This is a genomic window from Williamsia sp. 1135, from assembly GCF_002095395.1.
GTDB lineage: Bacteria > Actinomycetota > Actinomycetes > Mycobacteriales > Mycobacteriaceae > Williamsia.
Window position 1 is genome coordinate 23,568 of record NZ_MJEI01000087.1, and the last position, 19,975, is coordinate 43,542.

Annotated in this window: 19 protein-coding genes; 10 read left to right on the top strand and 9 right to left on the bottom strand. The window is 63.9% G+C overall.

Annotation, left to right across the window (positions count from 1 at the left end; translation table 11 throughout):
* The 6 genes from gyrB to dnaA form a co-directional block, all read right to left on the bottom strand.
* On the bottom strand, nucleotides 1–2,175 hold the full coding sequence (gyrB, locus tag BFL43_RS11170) for a DNA topoisomerase (ATP-hydrolyzing) subunit B (protein ID WP_084892623.1): 2,175 nt from the start codon (nucleotides 2,173–2,175) through the stop codon (nucleotides 1–3).
* A gap of 290 nt (nucleotides 2,176–2,465) precedes the next feature.
* The gene (locus BFL43_RS11175; protein WP_084892624.1) at nucleotides 2,466–3,011 is read right to left on the bottom strand and encodes a DUF721 family protein; all 546 of its coding nucleotides are present in this window, start codon (nucleotides 3,009–3,011) and stop codon (nucleotides 2,466–2,468) included.
* 2 nt (nucleotides 3,012–3,013) lie between these two features.
* Nucleotides 3,014–4,177: a DNA replication/repair protein RecF gene (gene recF / locus BFL43_RS11180; protein WP_084892625.1), complete on the bottom strand. Its 1,164-nt coding sequence runs from the start codon at nucleotides 4,175–4,177 to the stop codon at nucleotides 3,014–3,016.
* Nucleotides 4,178–4,200: 23 nt separating this feature from the next.
* Nucleotides 4,201–5,100, bottom strand: a complete 900-nt coding sequence (gene gnd, locus BFL43_RS11185; RefSeq protein WP_084892626.1) for a phosphogluconate dehydrogenase (NAD(+)-dependent, decarboxylating) — start codon at nucleotides 5,098–5,100, stop codon at nucleotides 4,201–4,203.
* A 90-nt stretch (nucleotides 5,101–5,190) separates the two neighbouring features.
* Nucleotides 5,191–6,360, bottom strand: coding sequence for a DNA polymerase III subunit beta (gene dnaN / locus BFL43_RS11190; RefSeq protein ID WP_084892627.1), 1,170 nt, complete (start codon nucleotides 6,358–6,360; stop codon nucleotides 5,191–5,193).
* A 662-nt stretch (nucleotides 6,361–7,022) separates the two neighbouring features.
* Nucleotides 7,023–8,600, bottom strand: coding sequence for a chromosomal replication initiator protein DnaA (gene dnaA, locus BFL43_RS11200; RefSeq protein WP_084892629.1), 1,578 nt, complete (start codon nucleotides 8,598–8,600; stop codon nucleotides 7,023–7,025).
* A 438-nt stretch (nucleotides 8,601–9,038) separates the two neighbouring features.
* On the opposite strand from dnaA, the gene rpmH reads away from it, so the two are divergent.
* The 9 genes from rpmH (at nucleotide 9,039) to BFL43_RS11245 (ending at nucleotide 15,715) form a co-directional block, all read left to right on the top strand.
* Entirely contained in the window at nucleotides 9,039–9,182 is a 144-nt protein-coding gene (gene rpmH / locus BFL43_RS11205) for a 50S ribosomal protein L34 (protein WP_084837894.1), read from the top strand.
* 47 nt (nucleotides 9,183–9,229) lie between these two features.
* Complete coding sequence (gene rnpA / locus BFL43_RS11210; protein ID WP_084892672.1) at nucleotides 9,230–9,595, top strand: ribonuclease P protein component; 366 nt, start codon at nucleotides 9,230–9,232, stop codon at nucleotides 9,593–9,595.
* Nucleotides 9,595–9,951 (top strand): membrane protein insertion efficiency factor YidD, encoded by a 357-nt coding sequence (gene yidD / locus BFL43_RS11215; RefSeq protein ID WP_084892630.1) that lies wholly within the window; start codon nucleotides 9,595–9,597, stop codon nucleotides 9,949–9,951. The genes rnpA and yidD overlap by 1 nt, the downstream gene beginning before the upstream one ends.
* A gap of 3 nt (nucleotides 9,952–9,954) precedes the next feature.
* Nucleotides 9,955–11,184: a membrane protein insertase YidC gene (yidC, locus tag BFL43_RS11220; protein WP_084892631.1), complete on the top strand. Its 1,230-nt coding sequence runs from the start codon at nucleotides 9,955–9,957 to the stop codon at nucleotides 11,182–11,184.
* Nucleotides 11,185–11,231: 47 nt separating this feature from the next.
* On the top strand, nucleotides 11,232–11,846 hold the full coding sequence (locus BFL43_RS11225) for a R3H domain-containing nucleic acid-binding protein (RefSeq protein WP_084892632.1): 615 nt from the start codon (nucleotides 11,232–11,234) through the stop codon (nucleotides 11,844–11,846).
* Nucleotides 11,847–11,996: 150 nt separating this feature from the next.
* Nucleotides 11,997–12,662, top strand: a complete 666-nt coding sequence (rsmG, locus tag BFL43_RS11230; protein WP_084892633.1) for a 16S rRNA (guanine(527)-N(7))-methyltransferase RsmG — start codon at nucleotides 11,997–11,999, stop codon at nucleotides 12,660–12,662.
* Nucleotides 12,663–12,673: 11 nt separating this feature from the next.
* Nucleotides 12,674–13,666: a ParA family protein gene (locus BFL43_RS11235; RefSeq protein WP_084892634.1), complete on the top strand. Its 993-nt coding sequence runs from the start codon at nucleotides 12,674–12,676 to the stop codon at nucleotides 13,664–13,666.
* Between the two features lie 101 nt (nucleotides 13,667–13,767).
* Complete coding sequence (locus BFL43_RS11240) at nucleotides 13,768–14,751, top strand: ParB/RepB/Spo0J family partition protein (RefSeq protein WP_240498204.1); 984 nt, start codon at nucleotides 13,768–13,770, stop codon at nucleotides 14,749–14,751.
* Between the two features lie 256 nt (nucleotides 14,752–15,007).
* Nucleotides 15,008–15,715 (top strand): hypothetical protein, encoded by a 708-nt coding sequence (locus BFL43_RS11245; protein WP_143695262.1) that lies wholly within the window; start codon nucleotides 15,008–15,010, stop codon nucleotides 15,713–15,715.
* Here BFL43_RS11245 and BFL43_RS11250 read toward each other — a convergent pair.
* The 3 genes from BFL43_RS11250 to trxB all read right to left on the bottom strand — a co-directional run bounded on the left by BFL43_RS11250 (nucleotide 15,686) and on the right by trxB (nucleotide 18,443).
* Entirely contained in the window at nucleotides 15,686–16,855 is a 1,170-nt protein-coding gene (locus BFL43_RS11250; protein ID WP_084892636.1) for an N-acetylmuramoyl-L-alanine amidase, read from the bottom strand. The genes BFL43_RS11245 and BFL43_RS11250 overlap by 30 nt on opposite strands.
* Nucleotides 16,856–17,059: 204 nt before the next feature.
* Nucleotides 17,060–17,392 (bottom strand): thioredoxin, encoded by a 333-nt coding sequence (gene trxA / locus BFL43_RS11255; RefSeq protein WP_084892637.1) that lies wholly within the window; start codon nucleotides 17,390–17,392, stop codon nucleotides 17,060–17,062.
* A 64-nt stretch (nucleotides 17,393–17,456) separates the two neighbouring features.
* A complete protein-coding gene (gene trxB / locus BFL43_RS11260; RefSeq protein WP_084892638.1) occupies nucleotides 17,457–18,443 on the bottom strand; it encodes a thioredoxin-disulfide reductase in 987 nt (328 codons plus the stop codon).
* 236 nt (nucleotides 18,444–18,679) lie between these two features.
* On the opposite strand from trxB, the gene BFL43_RS11265 reads away from it, so the two are divergent.
* The gene (locus BFL43_RS11265; protein WP_168176609.1) at nucleotides 18,680–19,609 is read left to right on the top strand and encodes a phosphatase PAP2 family protein; all 930 of its coding nucleotides are present in this window, start codon (nucleotides 18,680–18,682) and stop codon (nucleotides 19,607–19,609) included.
* The last annotated feature ends 366 nt before the right edge of the window (nucleotides 19,610–19,975 follow it).

A 19,975-nucleotide genomic window follows, 5' to 3' on the forward strand; every position in this document is an offset into this window, starting at 1 on the left:
TCAGACGTCCAGGAAGCGAACGTCTTTGGCGTTACGGGCGATGAAGCTGCGCCGTGCCACCACGTCCTCACCCATCAGCACACTGAACAGTTCATCGGCGGCGGCGGCGTCATCGAGCGTGACCTGCCGCAGCACCCGCACCGAGGGATCCATCGTGGTCTCCCACAACTCCTTGGCATTCATCTCACCGAGACCCTTGTAACGCTGGATACCGTCTTCTTTGTTGATCTTCTTGCCCGCCTGCGCGCCGGCCTCGAGCAATCCGTCGCGTTCGCGATCGGAGTACGCGAACTCTGGTGCGGCACCCTTCTGCCACTTGAGTTTGTACAGCGGCGGCTGGGCCAGATAAACGTGGCCATGCTCCACCAGCGGTCGCATGAACCGGAACAGCAGCGTCATCAGCAACGTCGAGATGTGTTGTCCGTCAACGTCGGCATCGGCCATCAACACGATCTTGTGGTAGCGCAACTTCGCGAGGTCGAACTCGTCGTGGATACCCGTGCCGAACGCGGTGATGATCGACTGGACCTCGGTGTTCTTGAGAACCCGGTCGATGCGCGCCTTCTCGACGTTGATGATCTTGCCGCGGATCGGGAGGATCGCCTGATACATCGAGTCGCGACCGGACTTGGCGCTGCCGCCGGCCGAGTCGCCCTCCACGATGTAGACCTCACACTTGCTGGGGTCCTTACTCCGGCAGTCGGCGAGCTTGCCGGGAAGACCACCGATGTCATTGGCGCTCTTGCGGCGCACCAACTCTCGTGCTTTGCGGGCTGCCATCCGGGCGTTGGCGGATTCAACAGCCTTCCGGATGATGATCTTCGCCTCGGCCGGGTTCGACTCGAACCAGTGCGCGAGGTGCTCGTTGCTCACCTTCTGCACAAAGCTGCGGACCTCGGTGTTGCCCAGCTTGGTCTTCGTCTGTCCTTCGAACTGCGGATCGGAGACCTTAATCGAGATGACCGCGGCCAGACCCTCACGGATGTCGTCGCCGGTGAGCTTGTCGCCCTTGTCCTTCACCAGCTTCTTCTCGGTGGCGTACTTGTTGACCGTCGCCGTGAGAGCAGAGCGGAAACCCTCTTCGTGGGTGCCGCCCTCGTGGGTGTTGATGGTGTTCGCGAAGGTGTGCACCGATTCGGAGTAGCCGTTGTTCCACTGCATCGCGACCTCGAGCTCATGCCCGGTGCCCTTCGCCGTGAACCCGATGACCGAGTTGTGGATCGCGGTCTTGCTCGCGGTCTTGCCGTTGTTGAGATGGCGCACGAAGTCTTCGAGTCCACCGGGGTAGTGGTAGATCCGGGTGCGGCTCTTGTTCTTGCGACCCTCGGGCCTGCCCTCGGAATCGACCGGGACGTCGGCGGGGACGTCGACCTCGTCGGCGAGTTCGGTGTTCGCGGCTTCCTCGGCGAGCTCGTCCTCGGACTTCGGCGCTTCGGCGACCTCGACGTCTTCGGCGTCGCCCGCCTCGATGGTGGCCGGACGCTCGTCGGTCAGGGTGATGGTGAGGCCCTTGTTGAGGAAGGCCATCTCCTGCAGTCGCCGCGCGATGGTGTCGAAGTTGTAGGTGGTGGTCTCGAAGATCTTCTCATCGGCCCAGTACCGGACCGTGGTGCCGGTCTTCTTGGTCGGCGAGCCCTTCTTGAGCTCACCGGCGACAGCGTTCGTGTAGGTCTGCTGCCACTCGAAGCCCGCGTGGTTGATCTCCAACTCCACCGTCTTCGACAATGCGTTGACCACGGAGATACCGACGCCGTGCAGACCGCCGGACACCGCGTAGGAATCGGAATCGAACTTTCCGCCGGCGTGCAACTGGGTCATGACGACCTCGACGGTCGGGATGCCGGTCTTGTGCATACCTGTGGGGATACCGCGACCGTCGTCGACGACCTGCACCGCACCATCGGCCCGCAGGGTGACGTCGACGCGACTGGCGTATCCCGCCATCGCCTCGTCGACGGAGTTGTCGACGACCTCCCAGATCAGATGGTGCAGTCCACGTTCACCGGTGGACCCGATGTACATACCCGGGCGTTTACGGACCGCTTCGAGTCCCTCGAGGATGCTGATCGAATCGGCACCGTATTCGGGGTTCCCCTTCTTCTTCGCCGGGACCTTCTTGGTGGGTTCCGGCTTGTCCGGTTGTTCCGGCTGCTGGGGTTCGGTGCTGTCGGCCACGAGTGCGTCCGCTCCTTACATCGCCAATTCAGTCGCGCACGCGTGAGGCACCGGGCAGCACGGTATCGGCTGCTGAGTCCGGGGCCCTCGACGTGGCGGTCTACCCCGGTTCGGGGCAACTCCCTACATACTACTGGGTCATGCGACAAGGAATAGCCCTGCAACACCCCTGATGTCTCCGCAGACGGATTTTTTCGGTTTGCACCTAGTCCGACCGACGCTCCCGGCACGCCGTTGCCGCTCTGGCGGGATTCATCGCCCGTTGTGGCTTCGGGCCGACGCCTGCGGCGTCAGCCGTACGTGTCGCGCGGTCCGCGACCCTTCACATGACGTTCACCTTTGCGCCACGAGGGGCTCTGCGGGCCGGTTATCCGGAGACTGGTCACCACGTTGTTGCCGGCCGCTGCAGCGATCTTCGCCAGGATCTGCGACTGGATCAGTCGCAGTTGGGTCGCCCAGGCAGTTGATTCGGCGGTGACGTGTAACACCTTGTCGCGCAACATCTTGGGCTGGGCGTGCGCAGCTATCTCAGCCCCGACGATGCGGTCCCAGGCACCCATCACGGTCCCCTCGGAGATCTTCGAGTTCCAGCCCCGGCGACCTGCGAGGTTGCCCGCGACCCTTCCCATCGGCTGCGGATCATGGACGTCGGGGCCGGCGCCGGTCCAGCCCCGTCGCGCGGCGGGCCGCGGTGTGGATGTCCTCTTGCTGGGGGACGCACGCCCCTGGCCCACCGATTTTCCTGCGGCGCGAGCGGCCGCGCGGGCGTCTTCGAGCGCCTTGCGGGCCATGTCGTATCCGCTGCCCTGTTCGGTGGACTCGGGCTCTTCGGCCATGATCAACTCACCAGTTCCGAGGTCCGGACGCCATCTGCCTCGACGATGTTCACCGAGACCGTCCTGCCACCGATCGAGGCGGGTATGTCATCGGCGACGGCCGCGGTGATGAGGACCTGTTCGGCGGTTCCGGCGACATCGGCCAGTTTCTCACGGCGACGGGCATCGAGTTCGGCGAAGACGTCGTCGAGCAGGAGTACCGGTTCCGCCCCGTCCGAACGCACCAGTTCCACCGAACCGAGTCGCAGCGCCAGTGCCAGTGACCACGACTCCCCGTGGCTGGCGAATCCCTTGGCCGTCTCCGTCCCGAGCAACAGTTCGATGTCGTCTCGGTGGGGTCCGACCAGACACACTCCCCGGTCGATCTCCTTCTGACGCAGGGTCCCGAGATCGTTGAGCATCGCCGCCTCGATGTATTCCACGTCCGCCGCCTCCCCCGGCGGTGGCCCGATGTCCACGGAGATCGACGGCCGATACCGCATACCGGCCGGCCGCGACTGTGGTGCGATGGTTGAATACGACTGTTGCACATGGGGTTCCAGCTCACGAACCAGATCTATCCGCGCCGCGGTCACCTGCGCTCCGAAGTCGGCGAGCTGAGCATCCCACACGTCCAAGGTGCTGATCACCGACTCTCCGTCACCACGCCGCAGTGCCGACGACGCAGTCTTGAGCAGGGCGGCACGCTGACGGAGCACCCGATCGTAATCCGCCTTCGCAGCCGCCCACCGCGGTCCCCGCATCGCGATGAGTTCGTCGACGAACCGACGCCGCTCGCCCGGGTCACCCCGGACGAGCGCGAGATCCTCCGGTGCGAACATGACAGTCCGCAGGATCCCGAGGATGTCGCGGGGGCGCCGGCACGGGGCGCCGTTGATCGCAGCCTTGTTCGCCCGCGCTCCACCGATCAGCAGGTCGACGGTCAGCTCACGCCCGTCGTTCTCGACGGTGGCCGACACTTTCGCCTGGTCGGCACCGGTTCTGATGAGCGGCGCATCGGTGCTCACCCGATGTGATCTCAGGCCGGCGAGATAGTAGAGCGCCTCAAGCAGATTCGTCTTGCCGAAACCGTTGCTTCCCACGAAAAGCGTTGTGCCGGTATCTAGTTCGACGGAAACATCTTCCCACGAGCGGAAGTTGCGCAGGCCCAGGTTGCGGACGAACACCTCGTCAGATCAACTCCCGCAAGTCACTCGGACGACGCGGACTTGGGAACCACCGAATGACCGCCGAACTGGTTGCGCAAGGCCGAGACCGCCTTGAGTGCGGGTGAGCCGCCCTCTTGCCGGGATGCAAAACGTGCGAACAGCGCTGCGGAAATGACGTTGGCAGGCACCGAATGGCGGATGGCTTCTTCGACCGTCCAGCGTCCTTCACCGGAATCGGTTGTGTAGTCGGAGATCTCGGCCAGACCGGGATCCTCCTGCAACGCCTTGACCAGGAGTTCGAGCAGCCACGACCGCACGACGGTGCCGTTGGTCCAGGCCCGCAGGGTGCCGGTGACATCTTCGATGAGCGGTTCGGCGTCGAGGATCTCGTATCCCTCGCCATAGGCATGCATCAGTCCGTACTCGATGCCGTTGTGCACCATTTTGGCGTAGTGACCTGCACCGACCTGCCCGGCATGGACGAATCCGTCGGCACGCTCGCCCGGCGGGCGTAGCGCGTCGAAGATCGGCATCGCGCGGGCGACATCGTCCTTGGCTCCGCCACACATCAGGCCGTAACCGTTCTCCAGACCCCAGACGCCGCCGGATACACCACAGTCGATGTAGCTGATTCCTTTGGCGCTCAACAGTTCTGCGTTGATGGCGTCGTCGGTGTACTTCGAGTTGCCGCCGTCGATCACGAGATCACCGGGTGACAGGGTCTCCGAGAGGGTGCGCACGGTGGACCTGGTCGGTTCCCCGGAGGGGACCATGACCCAGACGATCCGCGGCGCGTCGAGCGCCTCAGTGAGTGCGGCGAGGGAGCCGACGTCGGTGACCTCAGGCCGTGGGTCGTACCCGACGACCTCGATGCCTGCATCCTTGATGCGGGTGCGCATGAAGCCACCCATTTTGCCGAGTCCCACCAAACCCATTTGCATGGTCGATCACTCCTTCGCCGATGACGTCTCGCTGCGGTCCGGATTCCGCTGCAACCATTGTTGTCCAGCGGCGCCGGTGCCGCTCATCTTTCAGCCCGGCAAGCGGACCGGCATCAGCAGATACGTGTACTCGCTGTTGGGTGCTGCATAGGCGCCGTTGTCGTCAGGTGTGGGCTCGGAGTCGGAACCAGGACGCAGTACCGCGGGACGTGACGGGGTCGTGAATCCGAAATCGACCGTCCCGGCATGCAGCGAACCGAGACCGTCGAGCAGGTATCCCGGGTTGAAGGCGATGGTCAGCGGGTCGCCGTAGAACTTCACGTCGACCTGCTCTTCAGCGCGACCTGCGTCGTCGCCGCCCGCGGTCAGCAGCACGGTGTCCTCACCGAACTCGAGTCGCACCTGTGCACCGCGCTCGGCGACCAGGGCAACGCGCTTGATCGCCTCGGTCAGCGGACCGATCTCGATGTTGGCGACCGAGGTGTGACTCGGCGGCAGCAGTTGCCGGAACTTCGGGAACTCGGCATCGAGCAGACGGGTGGTCGTGCGCCGCCCGGATCCGAGGATGCCCAGCAGACCGTCCGCGCCGATGCTCCCTCCGGAGCCGAATGCCAGTCCGACGGCCGAGGTGCCGTCGGATCCGGCGGTTCTGGCGGCTTCGGCCAACGTCTTGGCGGGCACCAGCACCGCGGAGGTGGTGTCGGCGACCTCTGGAGTCCAGGTGAGCTCGCGAACCGCGAGGCGAAACCGGTCCGTTGCGGCGAGCACGACGGTGTTGTTGTCGATTTCGAGGCGGATGCCCGTCAGCATGGGCAGGGTGTCGTCTTTGCCTGCTGCGATGGCGACCTGCGTGATCGCTTCAGCGAAGACGTCCGACGGGATGGATCCGGTGTTCTCCGGGACGTCGGGCAGCTGGGGGTAATCCTCCACCGGCATCGTCGGCAGCGAGAACTTGGCACTGCCACAGACGATCGCGACGCGTGTTCCGTCGAGTTGCACGTCCACGGGTTTGGCCGGGAGGGCCCGGGTGATGTCGGCAAGCAGCTTGCCGGACACCAGCACCTGGCCTTCGTCGGCCACCTCGGCCGAGACGTTGACCTGTGCCGAGACCTCGAAGTCGAACCCCGACACCGAGAGACCGGTGTCGGTGACCGTCAGCAGCACACCGCCAAGGACCGGTACCGGAGGCCGGCTCGGCAGGCTACGTGCAACCCACGCGACCGAATCTGCGAACTCGTCGCGAGTCACCCGAAACTTCATCGTGTTCAGCTTGCCCTTCTGGTTGTTCGAGCTGAGCCTGCTCCGGTGCGAAGACAGCCTTCGACCGTGCGGCGTGCGCCAGGGTCTCCACTCTAAGGCGGATGACAAGTATTCGGTGCCGATGGGGTCGGCTCGGCTTCTTGAGATTCTGCCCAGGCCGATGCCTGTGGAGACGACTTGTGCACACCCTTGCTTTTAAAGAGCTTTGTTGAGAGATAAATTCTTCGTAGTAATAGGTCCTGTGAATTTGTGGATGACAGGCAGATTCGGCTGGTATCGGCACCGGAGGCCTGGGGGCGAAATGTCAGTCGCGCGTGAACCAACGTGACGTGCATGTGAACGGGACGCCTCGGTTCGGGAAAGGTGCACTGTCTATCCACAGATTTCGGTAGTTATCCACCGGCTTGTACACAGGCAGATCTGCTCGTGGCAGAGGTTGTGATTCTGGCGGAAACGTATCCAAAGTCTCATCGTTGGGTTGAGAGTGTGGCGCCGCCGGCGGGCCATGGGACGCGTCGAACGTGCCGTTTGGGACGCCGACTCGGCGCGCGCAACGGCACGATGAAGGCGCGCAACGGCACGCTCGATGCATGGAAGGGCACGCTCGACGCATGAAAGGGCACGATCAACGTGCGTGAGAGCCCGGTGAAAGGGCGGCAGAGCTAGCGGCGCGAGCGCTGTTTGATGCGCGCGGTGAGTTCTTGGACCTGGTCGTACACACGACGACGCTCGGCCATCTCCTTGCGGATCTTCTTGTCCGCATACATGACCGTGGTGTGGTCCCGGTCGAACGTCTCGCCGATTTTCGGCAGGGAGAGGTCGGTCAGTTCGCGACACAGGTACATGGCGATCTGACGGGCCTGCGCGATTGACCTGGTCTTACCCGGCCCGCGGAGCTCCTCGATGCTGATGTCGAAGTACTCGGCGTTGACCGCGAGGATGGTGGCCGCGGTGATCTCCAGACTCGCCGAATCGGGTAGCAGAGCCTGTAGGACGACGTCGGCGAGTGCGGTGTCGAGTTCAGAGTGATTGAGCGAGGCGAAGGCCGTGACCCGGATCAGTGCGCCCTCGAGTTCACGGATGTTGCGTTCGATCTTCGAGGCGATCAGTTCGAGGACGTCGTCGGGTACCCGGATGTCGTCCATCTGTGCCTTCTTGCGCAGGATGGCGATCCGGGTCTCCAGCTCAGGTGGCTGAACGTCGGTGATCAGACCCCATTCGAAGCGGGTCCGCAGGCGATCTTCAAGCGTCGCAAGCTGTTTGGGTGGCCGATCCGAAGAGACCACGATCTGCTTGTTCGCGTTGTGCAAGGTGTTGAAGGTGTGGAAGAACTCTTCCTGGATACCTTCTTTGCCCTCGAGGAACTGGATGTCGTCGACGAGGAGGACGTCCATGTCGCGGTATCGGCGTTTGAACGCCACCCGGCGGTCATCACGCAACGAGTTGATGAAGTCGTTGGTGAACTCTTCGGTGGAGACGTACTTGACCCGCATCCCCGGGAAGAGTCGTTGTGCGTAGTGTCCGGCCGCATGGAGCAGGTGGGTCTTGCCGAGGCCTGATTCACCCCAGATGAACAGCGGGTTGTAGGCCCGCGCCGGTGCCTCGGAGATCGCCACCGCGGCTGCGTGTGCGAACCGGTTGGAGGCGCCGATGACGAATGTCTCGAAGGTGTACTTCGAGTTCAGGCTCGAGTCGCCACTGGAATCCGACTTCGCCCCTGAGTCGGCCGAGAAATAACTCGACCATTCGCCGCCGTTGCCGCTGGCTCTGGTCAGATCGCGGTCGCGGTCGGCGAACGTCTCGGGCGGAGGAGAGATGTCGGTACGTCCGGGGATCTCCGTACGTCCATAACCGTCGGGGCGCGCCAGCCGTGAGCTGCCGTAGTCGTCCACCGGTAGTGGTCGACTGTCCTCGTCGGGGAGTTCGGGTGCGCCGCCTGGCACTGAATCGGCGGCGATCGGGTCGATGCGAACGGCCAGATCCACGGTGTGTCCGAGATGGCGGCTGAGCGCAGAAACGATCGGTTCGCGGAGTCCGCGCTCGATCTGTTCCTGAACCCGCGGGGTCGGCACGGTCAAGAGTGCGAAGCCCTCGGCGAGGGTCAGCGGCCGGACGAGGGAGAGCCAGGCCTTCTGTTGTTTGGACAACGGGATCCGGTTGCCGGCGGTGTCGTCATTGAGCTCGGTGACCACCTGGTGCCAGATCACGCTGAAAGAATCGTGATCGGAATCGGCTGGCATGGTCGTCCCTCCTGGTGGTTCGTCACCAATTGTCCACACCGTTATCCACAGGTGTGGAGCAATAGGAAGACACAGCGAACCCCAGAAGGGTTAACGCGATTCCGCCCCGGGTGGATAGCTTGGGTGAAGTTAACAGAGATCGGCGCGGGGCCACAACTGAACACCACATGTTGCAGGTAAAGGCAAGAATCTCCCCGGAACAGGCGTGTCGAACAACGATGTCGCAGGTCGCGGGTGTTTCATGCATCCGGCCGCAGTTTGACCCTGACGCCGGTCATCAGTAGTCTCGAACGGTCGCCGATCGTCGATTCCGGCTACTCATCTCAGCGCCCTCAGGGGCTGGCAGGTAGCCGACGCATCGAGGTAGCGACCAGACCACCGATTAACAAGCTGGGCTCAATCATGGACGCGAGCCCGTCACTATGAGGAGATTTGGCCGTGGCCAAGGGCAAGCGGACTTTCCAACCGAACAACCGTCGTCGCGCACGTGTGCATGGCTTCCGGCTGCGTATGCGTACCCGTGCGGGACGCGCAATCGTCAACACCCGTCGCCGCAAGGGACGCGCGAGTCTCACGGCCTGAGTCGGCCGCGGTATCGCAGCCTGCGTAGCCGGCCGCAACTTATCGTGTTGGCACCACCGAACCGGATCACCCGGAGGTCAGACTTCACCCGCATCCTCAAGCAAGGGGTGCGGGTTGGTCGGCGTGATGTGATCGCGCACGTGTTGGTGCCGTCCGAGCCCGACCTCATCACCTCCGGTGGTCCGAGGTTCGGGCTGATCGTCGGCAAGTCTGTCGGCAACTCGGTGATTCGCCACGCGGTCTCACGTCGCCTGCGTGCTGCCGCTCGACCGCTTCTCGACGACTGCGATCCTGCGGCGATGGTCGTGGTACGCGCACTCGGTGGCAGTGCGAACTGCTCGCAGCCGGATCTCGAACGACAGTTGTCGTCGGCAGTCAACACGGCAATGCGTCGCATCGAGGCGACTGTGTGATGGCGAGCCCCCGCGGCGTACGCAGGTCGACCTTCGCCACCTGGCCTCGCAGAGCGATCATCTTCTTGATCGAGCTCTACCGCACGTGGGTCTCCCCCATGCGACTGCCTACCTGTCGTTTCGAACCGACATGCAGTACTTATGCCGTCGAGGCACTGACCGAGTACGGCGCACTCCGTGGAGGACTGTTGTCGTTGATACGGCTCGCGAAGTGCGGACCCTGGCACAAGCCAGGCTACGACCCCATTCCTGAGCGCCGGAACGCCGATGACGAGCACACTTGCCGGCAGCAACCTGCGGAACTCGACCCAAACGCGGCCAAAGAGCCGGATCTTGTTGTAACAGTGAGGAACTGACGCGTGCTCGATTTCATTTACTGGCCGGTCTCGGCCATCATGTGGGTATGGTACGAGGCGTTCAGCTTCCTGCTGCCCAACTCACCGGGTGGCGACGGCATCGCCTGGGCCCTGTCGGTGGTGTTCCTGGTCTTCACCCTCCGCGCGATTCTCTACAAGCCGTTCGTGAAGCAGATCCGCACCACGCGGAAGATGCAAGAAATTCAGCCGCAGATGCAGGCGATCCGTAAGAAGTACGGCAAGGATCGCGTGAAGATGACCGAGGAGATGCAGAAGCTCCAGAAGGAGCACGGGTTCAATCCCCTGCTCGGATGTCTGCCGATGCTCGCTCAGATCCCGGTCTTCATCGGCTTGTTCCACGTGCTGCGCTCGTTCAACCGGATGGGCACGGGTTTCGGTCAGTTGGGAATGACGGCCGAAGAAACCCGGTCGTACGGGAACTACATCTTCAACGTCGATCAGGTCCAGAATTTCTTGGACGCCCGACTCTTCGGCGTCCCCCTGTCGTCGTACATCATCCAGCCGACCTCGGAGTGGGTCGCATTCAGCCCTCCCGGCGTGCCGGTCGACTTCACCCGGCTGAACATCATCATCCTGGTGATCCCGCTCGTGATCATCTCGTCGATCGCGACGCACATGAACTCGAGGGCTTCCGTGGCCCGGCAGAGCGAAGCCGCCATGGAGAACCCGCAGACGCGCATCATGAACAACCTCGCGTTATACGTGTTCCCTCTGGGCATCCTCGTCTCAGGCGCCTTCTTCCCCGTGGCGATCCTTCTCTACTGGGTCTCGAACAACCTCTGGACCTATGTGCAGCAGCACATCGTCTTCGGAAACATCGAGAAGGAAGAAGAGGCCCAAAAGGCCGCCAAACTCGAGAAGCGTTCCAACAACGCACCGAAGCCCGGCGCGAAGCCTCAGGCGGCGAAGGCGGTCACGACCAAGCCCAAGCCGGGGGCAAAGCCGACCGATACCTCGAAGACGGCAGGCACCTCGAAGACGGCAGGCAAGTCAGGGTCGCAACGGGTGGACATCACCAAGGGTGACGCGTCAGCAGCTGATGCAGATACTTCGTCAGAGGACTCGGAGGAGACGACCACGTCTTCAGAGAAGCCGAAGGCAAGCGGCTCTCCGAGTTCCAATGGCGCGAAGAAACCGACAGGCGGACGTCCGGCCACAGGGCCCGGCGGGGCACGCGGCGGCAACCAGCAACGACGTAAGAAGCGGCGCTGACCCATGACAGGTCAGTACCCAGATGAGTGCAAAGCGAGGGATGTTCGATGAGTGCAGAGACCAAGGATGCGGTGGTCGAGGAATTGATCGACGAGTCGGCAGCGGAGGAACAGGCGACCGAAGCGCCGGCGAACGGTGAGGTATCCGACGCCGACTCCACCGCAGACGATGCGGACTCGGACGATTCGGGTCTGACCGATGAGGAGCGGCTGGTCGAAGAAGGCGAGATCGCGGGTGACTACCTCGAGCAGTTGCTCGACGTCTTGGACTTCGACGGTGACATCGATCTGGACGTCGACGGTGACCGAGCGATCGTCAGCATCGACGGCGGATCGGACCTCGTGAAGTTGGTGGGCAAGAACGGCGAGATTCTCGACGCCCTCCAAGAGCTGACGCGGCTGGCCGTCCAACGGACCACCGGCGACCGGAGTCGGTTGATGCTCGACGTCGCGCGGTGGCGGGCTGATCGTCGCGAGCGGCTCGCGCGGTTGGGCAACGAAGTCGCTGAGCGTGTGCGCGATGGCGGAGAGCGCGAAGAGCTCGACCCGATGTCCCCGTTCGAGCGGAAGATCGTGCACGACGCGGTTGCAGCTGTCGACGGGGTCTACTCCGAGAGCGAGGGCACCGAGCCCAATCGACGAGTCGTTGTCCTCAAGGGCTGAATCGCACAACTGACGCAATGGGCCCCGGCGGTGTCGCCGGGGCCCACTGCTATCTCCAGGCATAGTTACACGAGTGTTGTTTACCGGCCGATCCGGGTTCCCGGGGCGGACGAAGGTGCAAGTGATGTTTCACGTGAAACGGAGGACCGGATGACCGCTGAGTTCGAGGGCGAGGGTGGGGACCAACTCCGGGCTGCCGCGGTGTCGGTATTCGCCGACCGTCTACCGATGGCCGAGAAATACTGGGAGGCGCTGGCGAACGCCGGTGTCGAACGCGGCTTGATCGGACCCCGGGAGGTGGACCGACTCTGGGGACGGCACATTCTGAATTGCGCCGTGATCGCCGAGATCCTTGCGGATGGCGAGACGGTGGTAGACATCGGCAGCGGTGCCGGACTGCCGGGTGTCGCGGTTGCGATCGCAAAGCCTGGTGTCGAGATGACTCTGGTCGAACCTCTGCTTCGCCGTGCGACGTTCCTCGAAGAGGTCGTGGCCGAACTCGGTATCGATGTCAGGGTCATCCGTGGACGTGCCGAGGAGAAGGCCGTCGTGAAGGCGGCCGGCCGCGCCGACGTCGTCACGTCGCGTGCGGTGGCTCCGCTCGATCGGCTGGGTAAGTGGTCCGCTCCCCTGTTACGGCCTGGCGGTCGGTTGGTTGCCATCAAAGGCTCGTCGGCGTCCGAGGAGATCACCACCCACCTTGGGACGCTGGGTCGAATCGGATTGTCGGGTCTGCGCGTCGAACAATGCGGGACCTCCACGCTCGCGACTCCCACAACTGTGGTGTTGGCGACGCGGGTTGGTGGTCGTCGGTGACAGAGCGCAGAATGTTCAGCAGGCGTAGCCGAAGGAGTGAAAGCGTGTCCAACGAATCGCATGTTTCACGTGAAACTGTTTCACGTGAAACCAGCGCGTACGAGGCCAGACCCCAACCACATGACGACACCCCGATCGCTGCCGCAGCAGAGCGGGCCAGCCGAGTGCTGACCCCAGGAGGTAGCGGAGCACTCCCCCGTCCGCGGCACACCCGCATCATCACCATCGCCAACCAGAAGGGTGGCGTGGGGAAGACGACGACCGCTGTGAACATGGCAGCGGCGCTCGCGGTGCACCAGCTGCGTGTTCTGGTCATCGATCTCGATCCTCAGGGCAACGCCAGTACCGCGCTGGGTGTCGACCACCGATCCGGTATCCCCTCGGTCTATGAGCTGCTGATCGGCGAGGTCGATTTCGCCGACACAATCGTGCAGAGTTCCAGTAACGAGAACCTCTTCTGCGTTCCGGCGACACTCGATCTGGCGGGAGCGGAGATCGAACTGGTCTCGATGGTCGCCCGAGAGAATCGTCTCCGCAATGCACTCGACAAGGAGACACTCGAGAAGTACGACTTCGACTTCGTCCTCATCGACTGCCCGCCATCTCTTGGGCTGTTGACGATCAACGCGATGGTCGCCGCACGCGAGGTCATGATCCCGATCCAGTGCGAGTACTACGCGCTCGAGGGCGTCAGCCAGTTGCTGTCGAACATCAACCTCGTTCAAGCGCATCTCAACCCTGAGCTGCACGTGTCGACCGTTGTTCTCACGATGTATGACGGACGAACGAAACTTGCCGATCAAGTCGCGGAGAGTGTGCGCGAGCACTTCGGTGATCGAGTCCTGAACGCGGTCATTCCCCGGAGCGTGAAGGTGTCCGAGGCACCCGGCTACGGGACCACCATCATCGAATATGACCCGGGTTCACGTGGAGCCATGAGCTACCTGGACGCCGGACGTGAACTCGCGCTGCGTTCGTCAAGAGAAGAGGAGGGGTGGTCGTGAGCGATCCGGGTCAGGCGAACAAGGAAAGTGGCGCGGGCAAGCCGCCCGCCAAGGGTGCCGGCGCTCGGCCGACAAAACGGCAGGGCGGACTCGGTCGCGGTCTGGCAGCGCTGATCCCGACCGGACCTACAGAGGGCCCACGTATGGGCTCAGCGGCTACAGATGTGATGTTCGGTGCCGCTAACCGGCAGGTGGATCCGGAGTCGCAGAGCGCGAATGCGCCTGTGCCCACTCCCCCGACGGTGACCGATCCGCGGGGCGTCGATGAGGTCGGCGCGGTGTATCGGGAGATTCCGCCGAAGCTGATCCAGCCGAATCCGCAGCAGCCGCGCACTGCCTTCGATGAAGAAGCACTTGCGGAATTGGTGCACTCGATTCGTGAGTTCGGGCTCATGCAGCCGATCGTCGTGCGGCGGCTGGCCGAGCCGGTGGGCGACGCCGAGTACCAACTCGTCATGGGCGAGCGGCGGTGGCGTGCGAGCCAGGAAGCCGGCCTCGAGTCGATCCCAGCGATCGTTCGCGAGACCGCGGATGGCGACATGTTGCGCGACGCGCTACTGGAGAACATCCACCGGGTGCAGTTGAATCCGTTGGAAGAAGCTGCGGCGTATCAGCAGTTGCTCGAGGAGTTCGGCGTCACCCACGATGAACTGGCGAGCCGCCTTGGTCGCTCGCGGCCGGTGATCACCAACATGATCCGACTGCTTCGTCTGCCGATCCCGGTCCAGCGTCGCGTAGCGGCCGGCGTGCTGTCCGCCGGACATGCTCGGGCATTGCTCTCGCTCGACGCAGGCGCCGATGCCCAAGAGGCGTTGGCGGCGCGGATCATCGCCGAGGGCATGTCTGTGCGTGCGACGGAGGAAGCGGTGACGCTGGCCAACCGCGGTGACGGCAAGACCACTCCTGTCTCGCCGAAGCGTAAACCGATGCAAATGCCCGGCCTTCAAGACGTCGCGGAGCGGCTGTCGGACAAGCTCGACACCCGGGTGACGGTCGCGATGGGGAAGCGAAAAGGCAAAATTACCGTCGAATTCGGGTCTGTTGGCGACCTCGAGCGGCTTGTCGAGATCATTGCGCAAAAGTGAAAATATCGCCGCGAAATTCTGCGTACACGAGTATGCGGCTAAAACGTCACTGTGACAAAGGGTCGTCGGCGATGGTCCCGATGTCTCCGGAACTGTTATCGGACAACACATTTCGGCCGAGTGACCGCTCACCGCAGGCCGAGGTCCCCGATCGCATATGCTGGAGAGTGTTCAGAGCAGTTTTCGGTCGATTCGGGCGACGTGGAGATCTCAGCGGAGCCGGAGCTCGACGATTTGATGGAAAGGCGTCGGTGCCGTGTCGGTAACGATAGCGCCACTGACGATGGACGGATTCGAAAATCTCCCGTCGCACAGCCGACGCTGTGTTTTCTGGGAGATGGATCCGAACCTCATCCCCGACAATCCGGGCGGCGTCGCATTCGAGAGCGAGTTCGACAAAGAAGCCTGGGTCTCGATGATCCTGCTCGAGTGGGGCACGTGCGGACAGGTCGCCGTGAGCCGGACAACCGGCAAGGTGGTCGGTGCCGCGTTCTACGGTCCCCCGCGTAGCGTCCCGAGGTCTCTGCTCTTCCCCACCTCCCCGGTGTCACCGGACGCGGTGATCCTGAATTCACTGTGGGTGGACCCCGGCTATGACGACGCGGCGGCCGCACTGACACAAGCGGTGATCGTCGACCTCACCCGGCGTGGAGTCCGAGCCATCGAAGCGTTCGGCATCGTCCGGTCAGCGCACACCAGTCCGAACCAGGATCCAGAGAGTGACGCGATCTGTGCGCGCTGCATGATCGACGCCCACTTCCTCAAAGGCGAGGGCTTCGACGTGGTGTCAGCTCATCACCGCTACCCCAGGTTGCGGCTCGCGCTCGACAACGACCTCGGCTGGAAAGCGGGCGTCGAGAGTGCGTTGGAGAAGTTGGTGGTGATGGCGGCCATCGACGTGGCGGGTCGAGAACGAACGGCCGTGCCGGTCGGATCAGCGCGCCACTTGCTCCGAGGCGAGTAGTTCGGCGAACGTGTAGGTCCCGGTGGGTTGATCGTCTCGGCCCAGGAGGTAGAGACGTTTGACGGCCACCAAGATCGCCTCGGCAATGGTGTCGCGGACCGCCGGATCACTCAGTTGGGTCGCATCGTGAAGATTGCTGATGTAACCGATGTCGAGCTGGACGGCGGGCATCTGACTGCGGCGGAGGATGTCCCACGTGCGCTCGTGCGAACGACAGTCCCGCAGGTCTGTCCGGGCGACGATCTCGCGCTGGATGAAACCCGACAGTGAACGGCCGATGGTCGACGAGGAGCCATGGGTGGTCCCGTAATGGAAACTGGCCACACCGCTCGCGCGACTGTTCGGGTAATGCGCGCACCTGAGGGCGATCAGCAGATCTGCGCCGATGGCGTTTGCGGTACCGGCGCGCTCTTCGTCGGTGGGGTTCTCGTGTTCCCGACGAGATACAAAGGTCTCCATCCCGGCGGCGGTCATCCGGCCTACCAGGCGATCACTGAGATCCCACAGAATCTCGGCCTCGATGGCGGATTCGGCATCGGGGTGGTCGCCGCCGGAGCCCGGATCGATGACAATCCGTTTACCCGACAGCTGAGGTCCGCGGCGGCGGACGTGCTCTTCTTCACGGATCGCATGGGGCGAGCCACCGGTGACCCGGGTACCGAGTTGCTTGAGGGACCGTAGCGTCGCCGGGCCGCAGATGCCGTCCGGATTGAGTCCGTAGTCGCCCTGATAGTTCCGCAGGGCGTTGTGGGTGTCGACGTCGAAGTGCCCGTCGACGAGGCCGGTGTAGAAACCCAGGTTCTGGAGACGGGACTGCAGTGTTGCGACGTCGTCACCGTGCATGGGCGCCGAGGTGAGGTAGCACAATACCCGCGCACCCAGGCGGTATGAGGATTCGCGAAGCGCTCCGAAGGTGGCCGGGCCGACGATCCCGTCGACGAGCAGTCCGCGCTGCTGCTGAAACGCGCGCACCGCTTGATCGGTCTCGGCGTCGAACACGGCCTCGGGCAGGGCCCAGCCGTTGGAGTCCACGAGCCGGCCTGTCGGCAATTGAGCGTCGGTCAGGAAGCCCTGACCAGTGAGGATGGCACGTATCTCGGCAACTGCCGACCCGTGGTCTCCCAACCGGTACAACGGCATCGCTTGGCCTTCCTTCTAGCAATCGGTAGCGCGTGGTCGGCGGGTACCCAGGGTGCCTCGTCGGCCCCAGTCCGCACCCGAACTAGCTAAGAGTGTCTCAGCAATGACCCTCGGGAGCCAATACGGCCAGGCACCAGTTTGGTGACCTTTGAGATCAGGAGACTGGTGTCTGGCCGCGGTGGTGAGTGGCGGTGCGCCGGTGCGCTACTTGCCGAGAACTCCGTCGAGTTCGCGGAGAAGTGCTGCCTTGCCCTTGGCGCCGACGATAGTCTTGGTCGGTTTGCCGTCTTCGAACAGGATCATGGTCGGGATCGACATGATCTGGAAATCCCTTGCGACGTTGGGGTTCTGGTCCACGTCGAGCTTCGCGATGGTGAGCTTTTCGGAGTTCTCACCAGCGATCTCCTCGAGGACGGGGGCGACCATCTTGCAGGGTCCACACCAGGTTGCCCAGAAGTCGACCAGGACCGGTTTGCCGGCTCCCAGCACCTCTTCTTTGAACGTGGCGTCGGTGACGGCGACGGTGTTGTCTCCCATTTTTGTTCTCCTTTTCACACGTGGTCGAGGTCCGTTCGGATGAACGGAAGTGGGTGGTTCGGGGTCAGACCTGCACGCCGGCGGCCTCGGGCACCTCGGCGGGCGCGATGTCGGCTTGATCGGCGAGCCAGCGCTCGGCGTCGATCGCAGCCGCACATCCGGAGCCGGCCGCGGTGATGGCCTGACGGTAGGTGTGGTCGACCAGGTCCCCAGACGCGAAAACGCCTGGCAGCGAGGTGTACGTGCTGCGTCCCTGCACCCTCACGTAGCCCTCGGAATCAAGGTCGACCTGGCCCTTGACCAGGGCGCTGCGTGGGTCATGGCCGATCGCGACGAACATGCCGGTCACATCGATGGTCGACGTGGCGCCGGTGACGGTGTCGACGAGCTCGAGACCGGTGACCGAAGTCTCCCCCAGCACCTTGCCGATGGTGGCGTTGGTGACGAAACGGATCTTGTCGTTGGCGCGGGCGCGCTCGAGCATGATCTTCGAGGCCCGGAACTCTTCGCGCCGGTGGATGACGGTGACGCTACGGGCGAACTTCGTCAGGAAGGTCGCCTCCTCCATCGCGGAGTCGCCGCCGCCGATGACGGCGATGTCCTGATCGCGGAAGAAGAAGCCATCACAGGTTGCACAGGCCGACACACCGCGGCCCAGCAGGTCCTGCTCCCCCGGGATGTCGAGGTAACGAGCTGCGGCGCCCATCGCGAGGATGACGGACTTCGCGCGGAAGGTCTCGCCGCCGGCGTCCACCTCTTTGATCTCACCGGAGAGCCGGACCGCGTCCACGTCGTCCATGCGCAGGTCGGCACCGAAACGGATCGCCTGCTCGCGCATTTCTTCCATCAGTTCAGGGCCCTGGATTCCCTTCTGGAACCCGGGAAAGTTCTCCACCTCGGTCGTGGTCATCAACGCCCCACCGAACTGGGTGCCCTCGAAGACAACAGGCGACAGCTCGGCGCGTGCCGCGTAGACGGCGGCGGTGTATCCGGCCGGTCCCGATCCGACGATGATGACGTCGTGGACGGTGTCGGTTCCTGGTGCGCTCATCGGTGCTCCACTTTCCTATCTGGGTATTCTGGCCTGGGCTTTTGTGCCGCGAGCAGATGATCCGGGGTCGGCATCTGGTCTGGTCGTGTCTGATTCTCTACCCGCGATGGATAACACCAGCGTAAGGGGATCTGTTCCCGCACCACAGTGTGGCGGCGGAACACTGTGGCAGCAGAACACCGGGGCGGCGGCTGACGCTGTGGATGCACTCAGCTGCGTCAGGCACCATGGAGTGCATGTCTTCGACGTCCCTGCGCCGGCTTGGCGCTCCACGCGCGATGTCCGCGACCGGCGGGTGGGTGCGATCACTGGTGTGGTCGGCACTGCTGGTGGCGCTGATGGCCGGCGTCTACCTGATCGCGGTCCAGACGCCCTGGGGGCAAAACCTGGACCAGCGGGCCTTTCTGACCTTGAGAGGTACCGGAGCCACCGCGGACGTCCCGCACGTCGTCGGCCTGGGCTCGGTGACCGACGTTCGACTCTGGTTGGTCTCGATCGTGGCCATCGTCGGACTCGGACTCTGGGCCGGACGCCGACTGAGTATCGTCCCGCTGCTGGCCCTTCCGGTCGTCGCGATCTTGATCACCCAATTCTTGCGAGACGAACTGCTGACCCGGGCGGACTTCGATGGATTCTCTTGGGCCACGAACACCTTCCCCAGCGGGCACGCCGCTGCAGCCGCGGGGTGTGTTGCGGCGATCGTGCGCGCCGCGCCGCGCCGGATCGCTCCGTTGCTGGCCGTGGCCGGGGTGGGGTGGCTGACGCTGGTGAGCCAAGACCTGATGGTGTGGGGATGGCACCGGCCGAGCGACCTGCTGGGCTCGATTCTGTTGGCCGCCGCACTGATGCACCTGGTGCCGGGAGCCGCGGACGGGGCGGGCAGGGGTGCGACGATGCGGAGTCGGGCATTGACCGCCGCGCTGACGGCATCGGCAGCCGCTGTCGGTCCCCTGCTGTGGGCGGTCGCCACCGATCATCTCGCCGTGGCGCCCGTCGGTCTCGTGGCCGCTGTGGCGATGGCCTCACTGATTGCCGATGGTGGTCCGGCTGATGGTCGCAGGGTTTCCCGTATCGCACGCGGCACCGACCACGAGCGCGTCGAACCGTCCGATCGTGCCCGTGGCCAGCAATATCACCGTGGACGGCTCACCGCCGGTATCGAGTGACCCGATCCCGAGAACCGTCGCGCTCGATGCGATGCCGTTTGCGGCCAGACATCGATCACGCGCCGCGACATCGGGAAATGCAGCGGTGTCGGTGCGACCGAGCGCTGCGAGCAGAGTGGCCTCCGCCGGCGCTTCGACACTCGTGGGATTCGGCCCGCCGTCGGCGAGTGCCGGCTCCGCCGAACCACCGGTGAATGCGAAGGTGGTGGCCACGGCGATGCCTGCGACCGCAGCGGCCGCGGCGAGACCGACCAGCGCACCGGAATGTCTGCGCCACAGAGGTATCGGCGTGGCCGCAGGTGGTGTCGAAGCCATCGGGGTCCGCGCCGATCCTTGGTCGCGCAACGAGCGCAGGGTCGCGTCCAG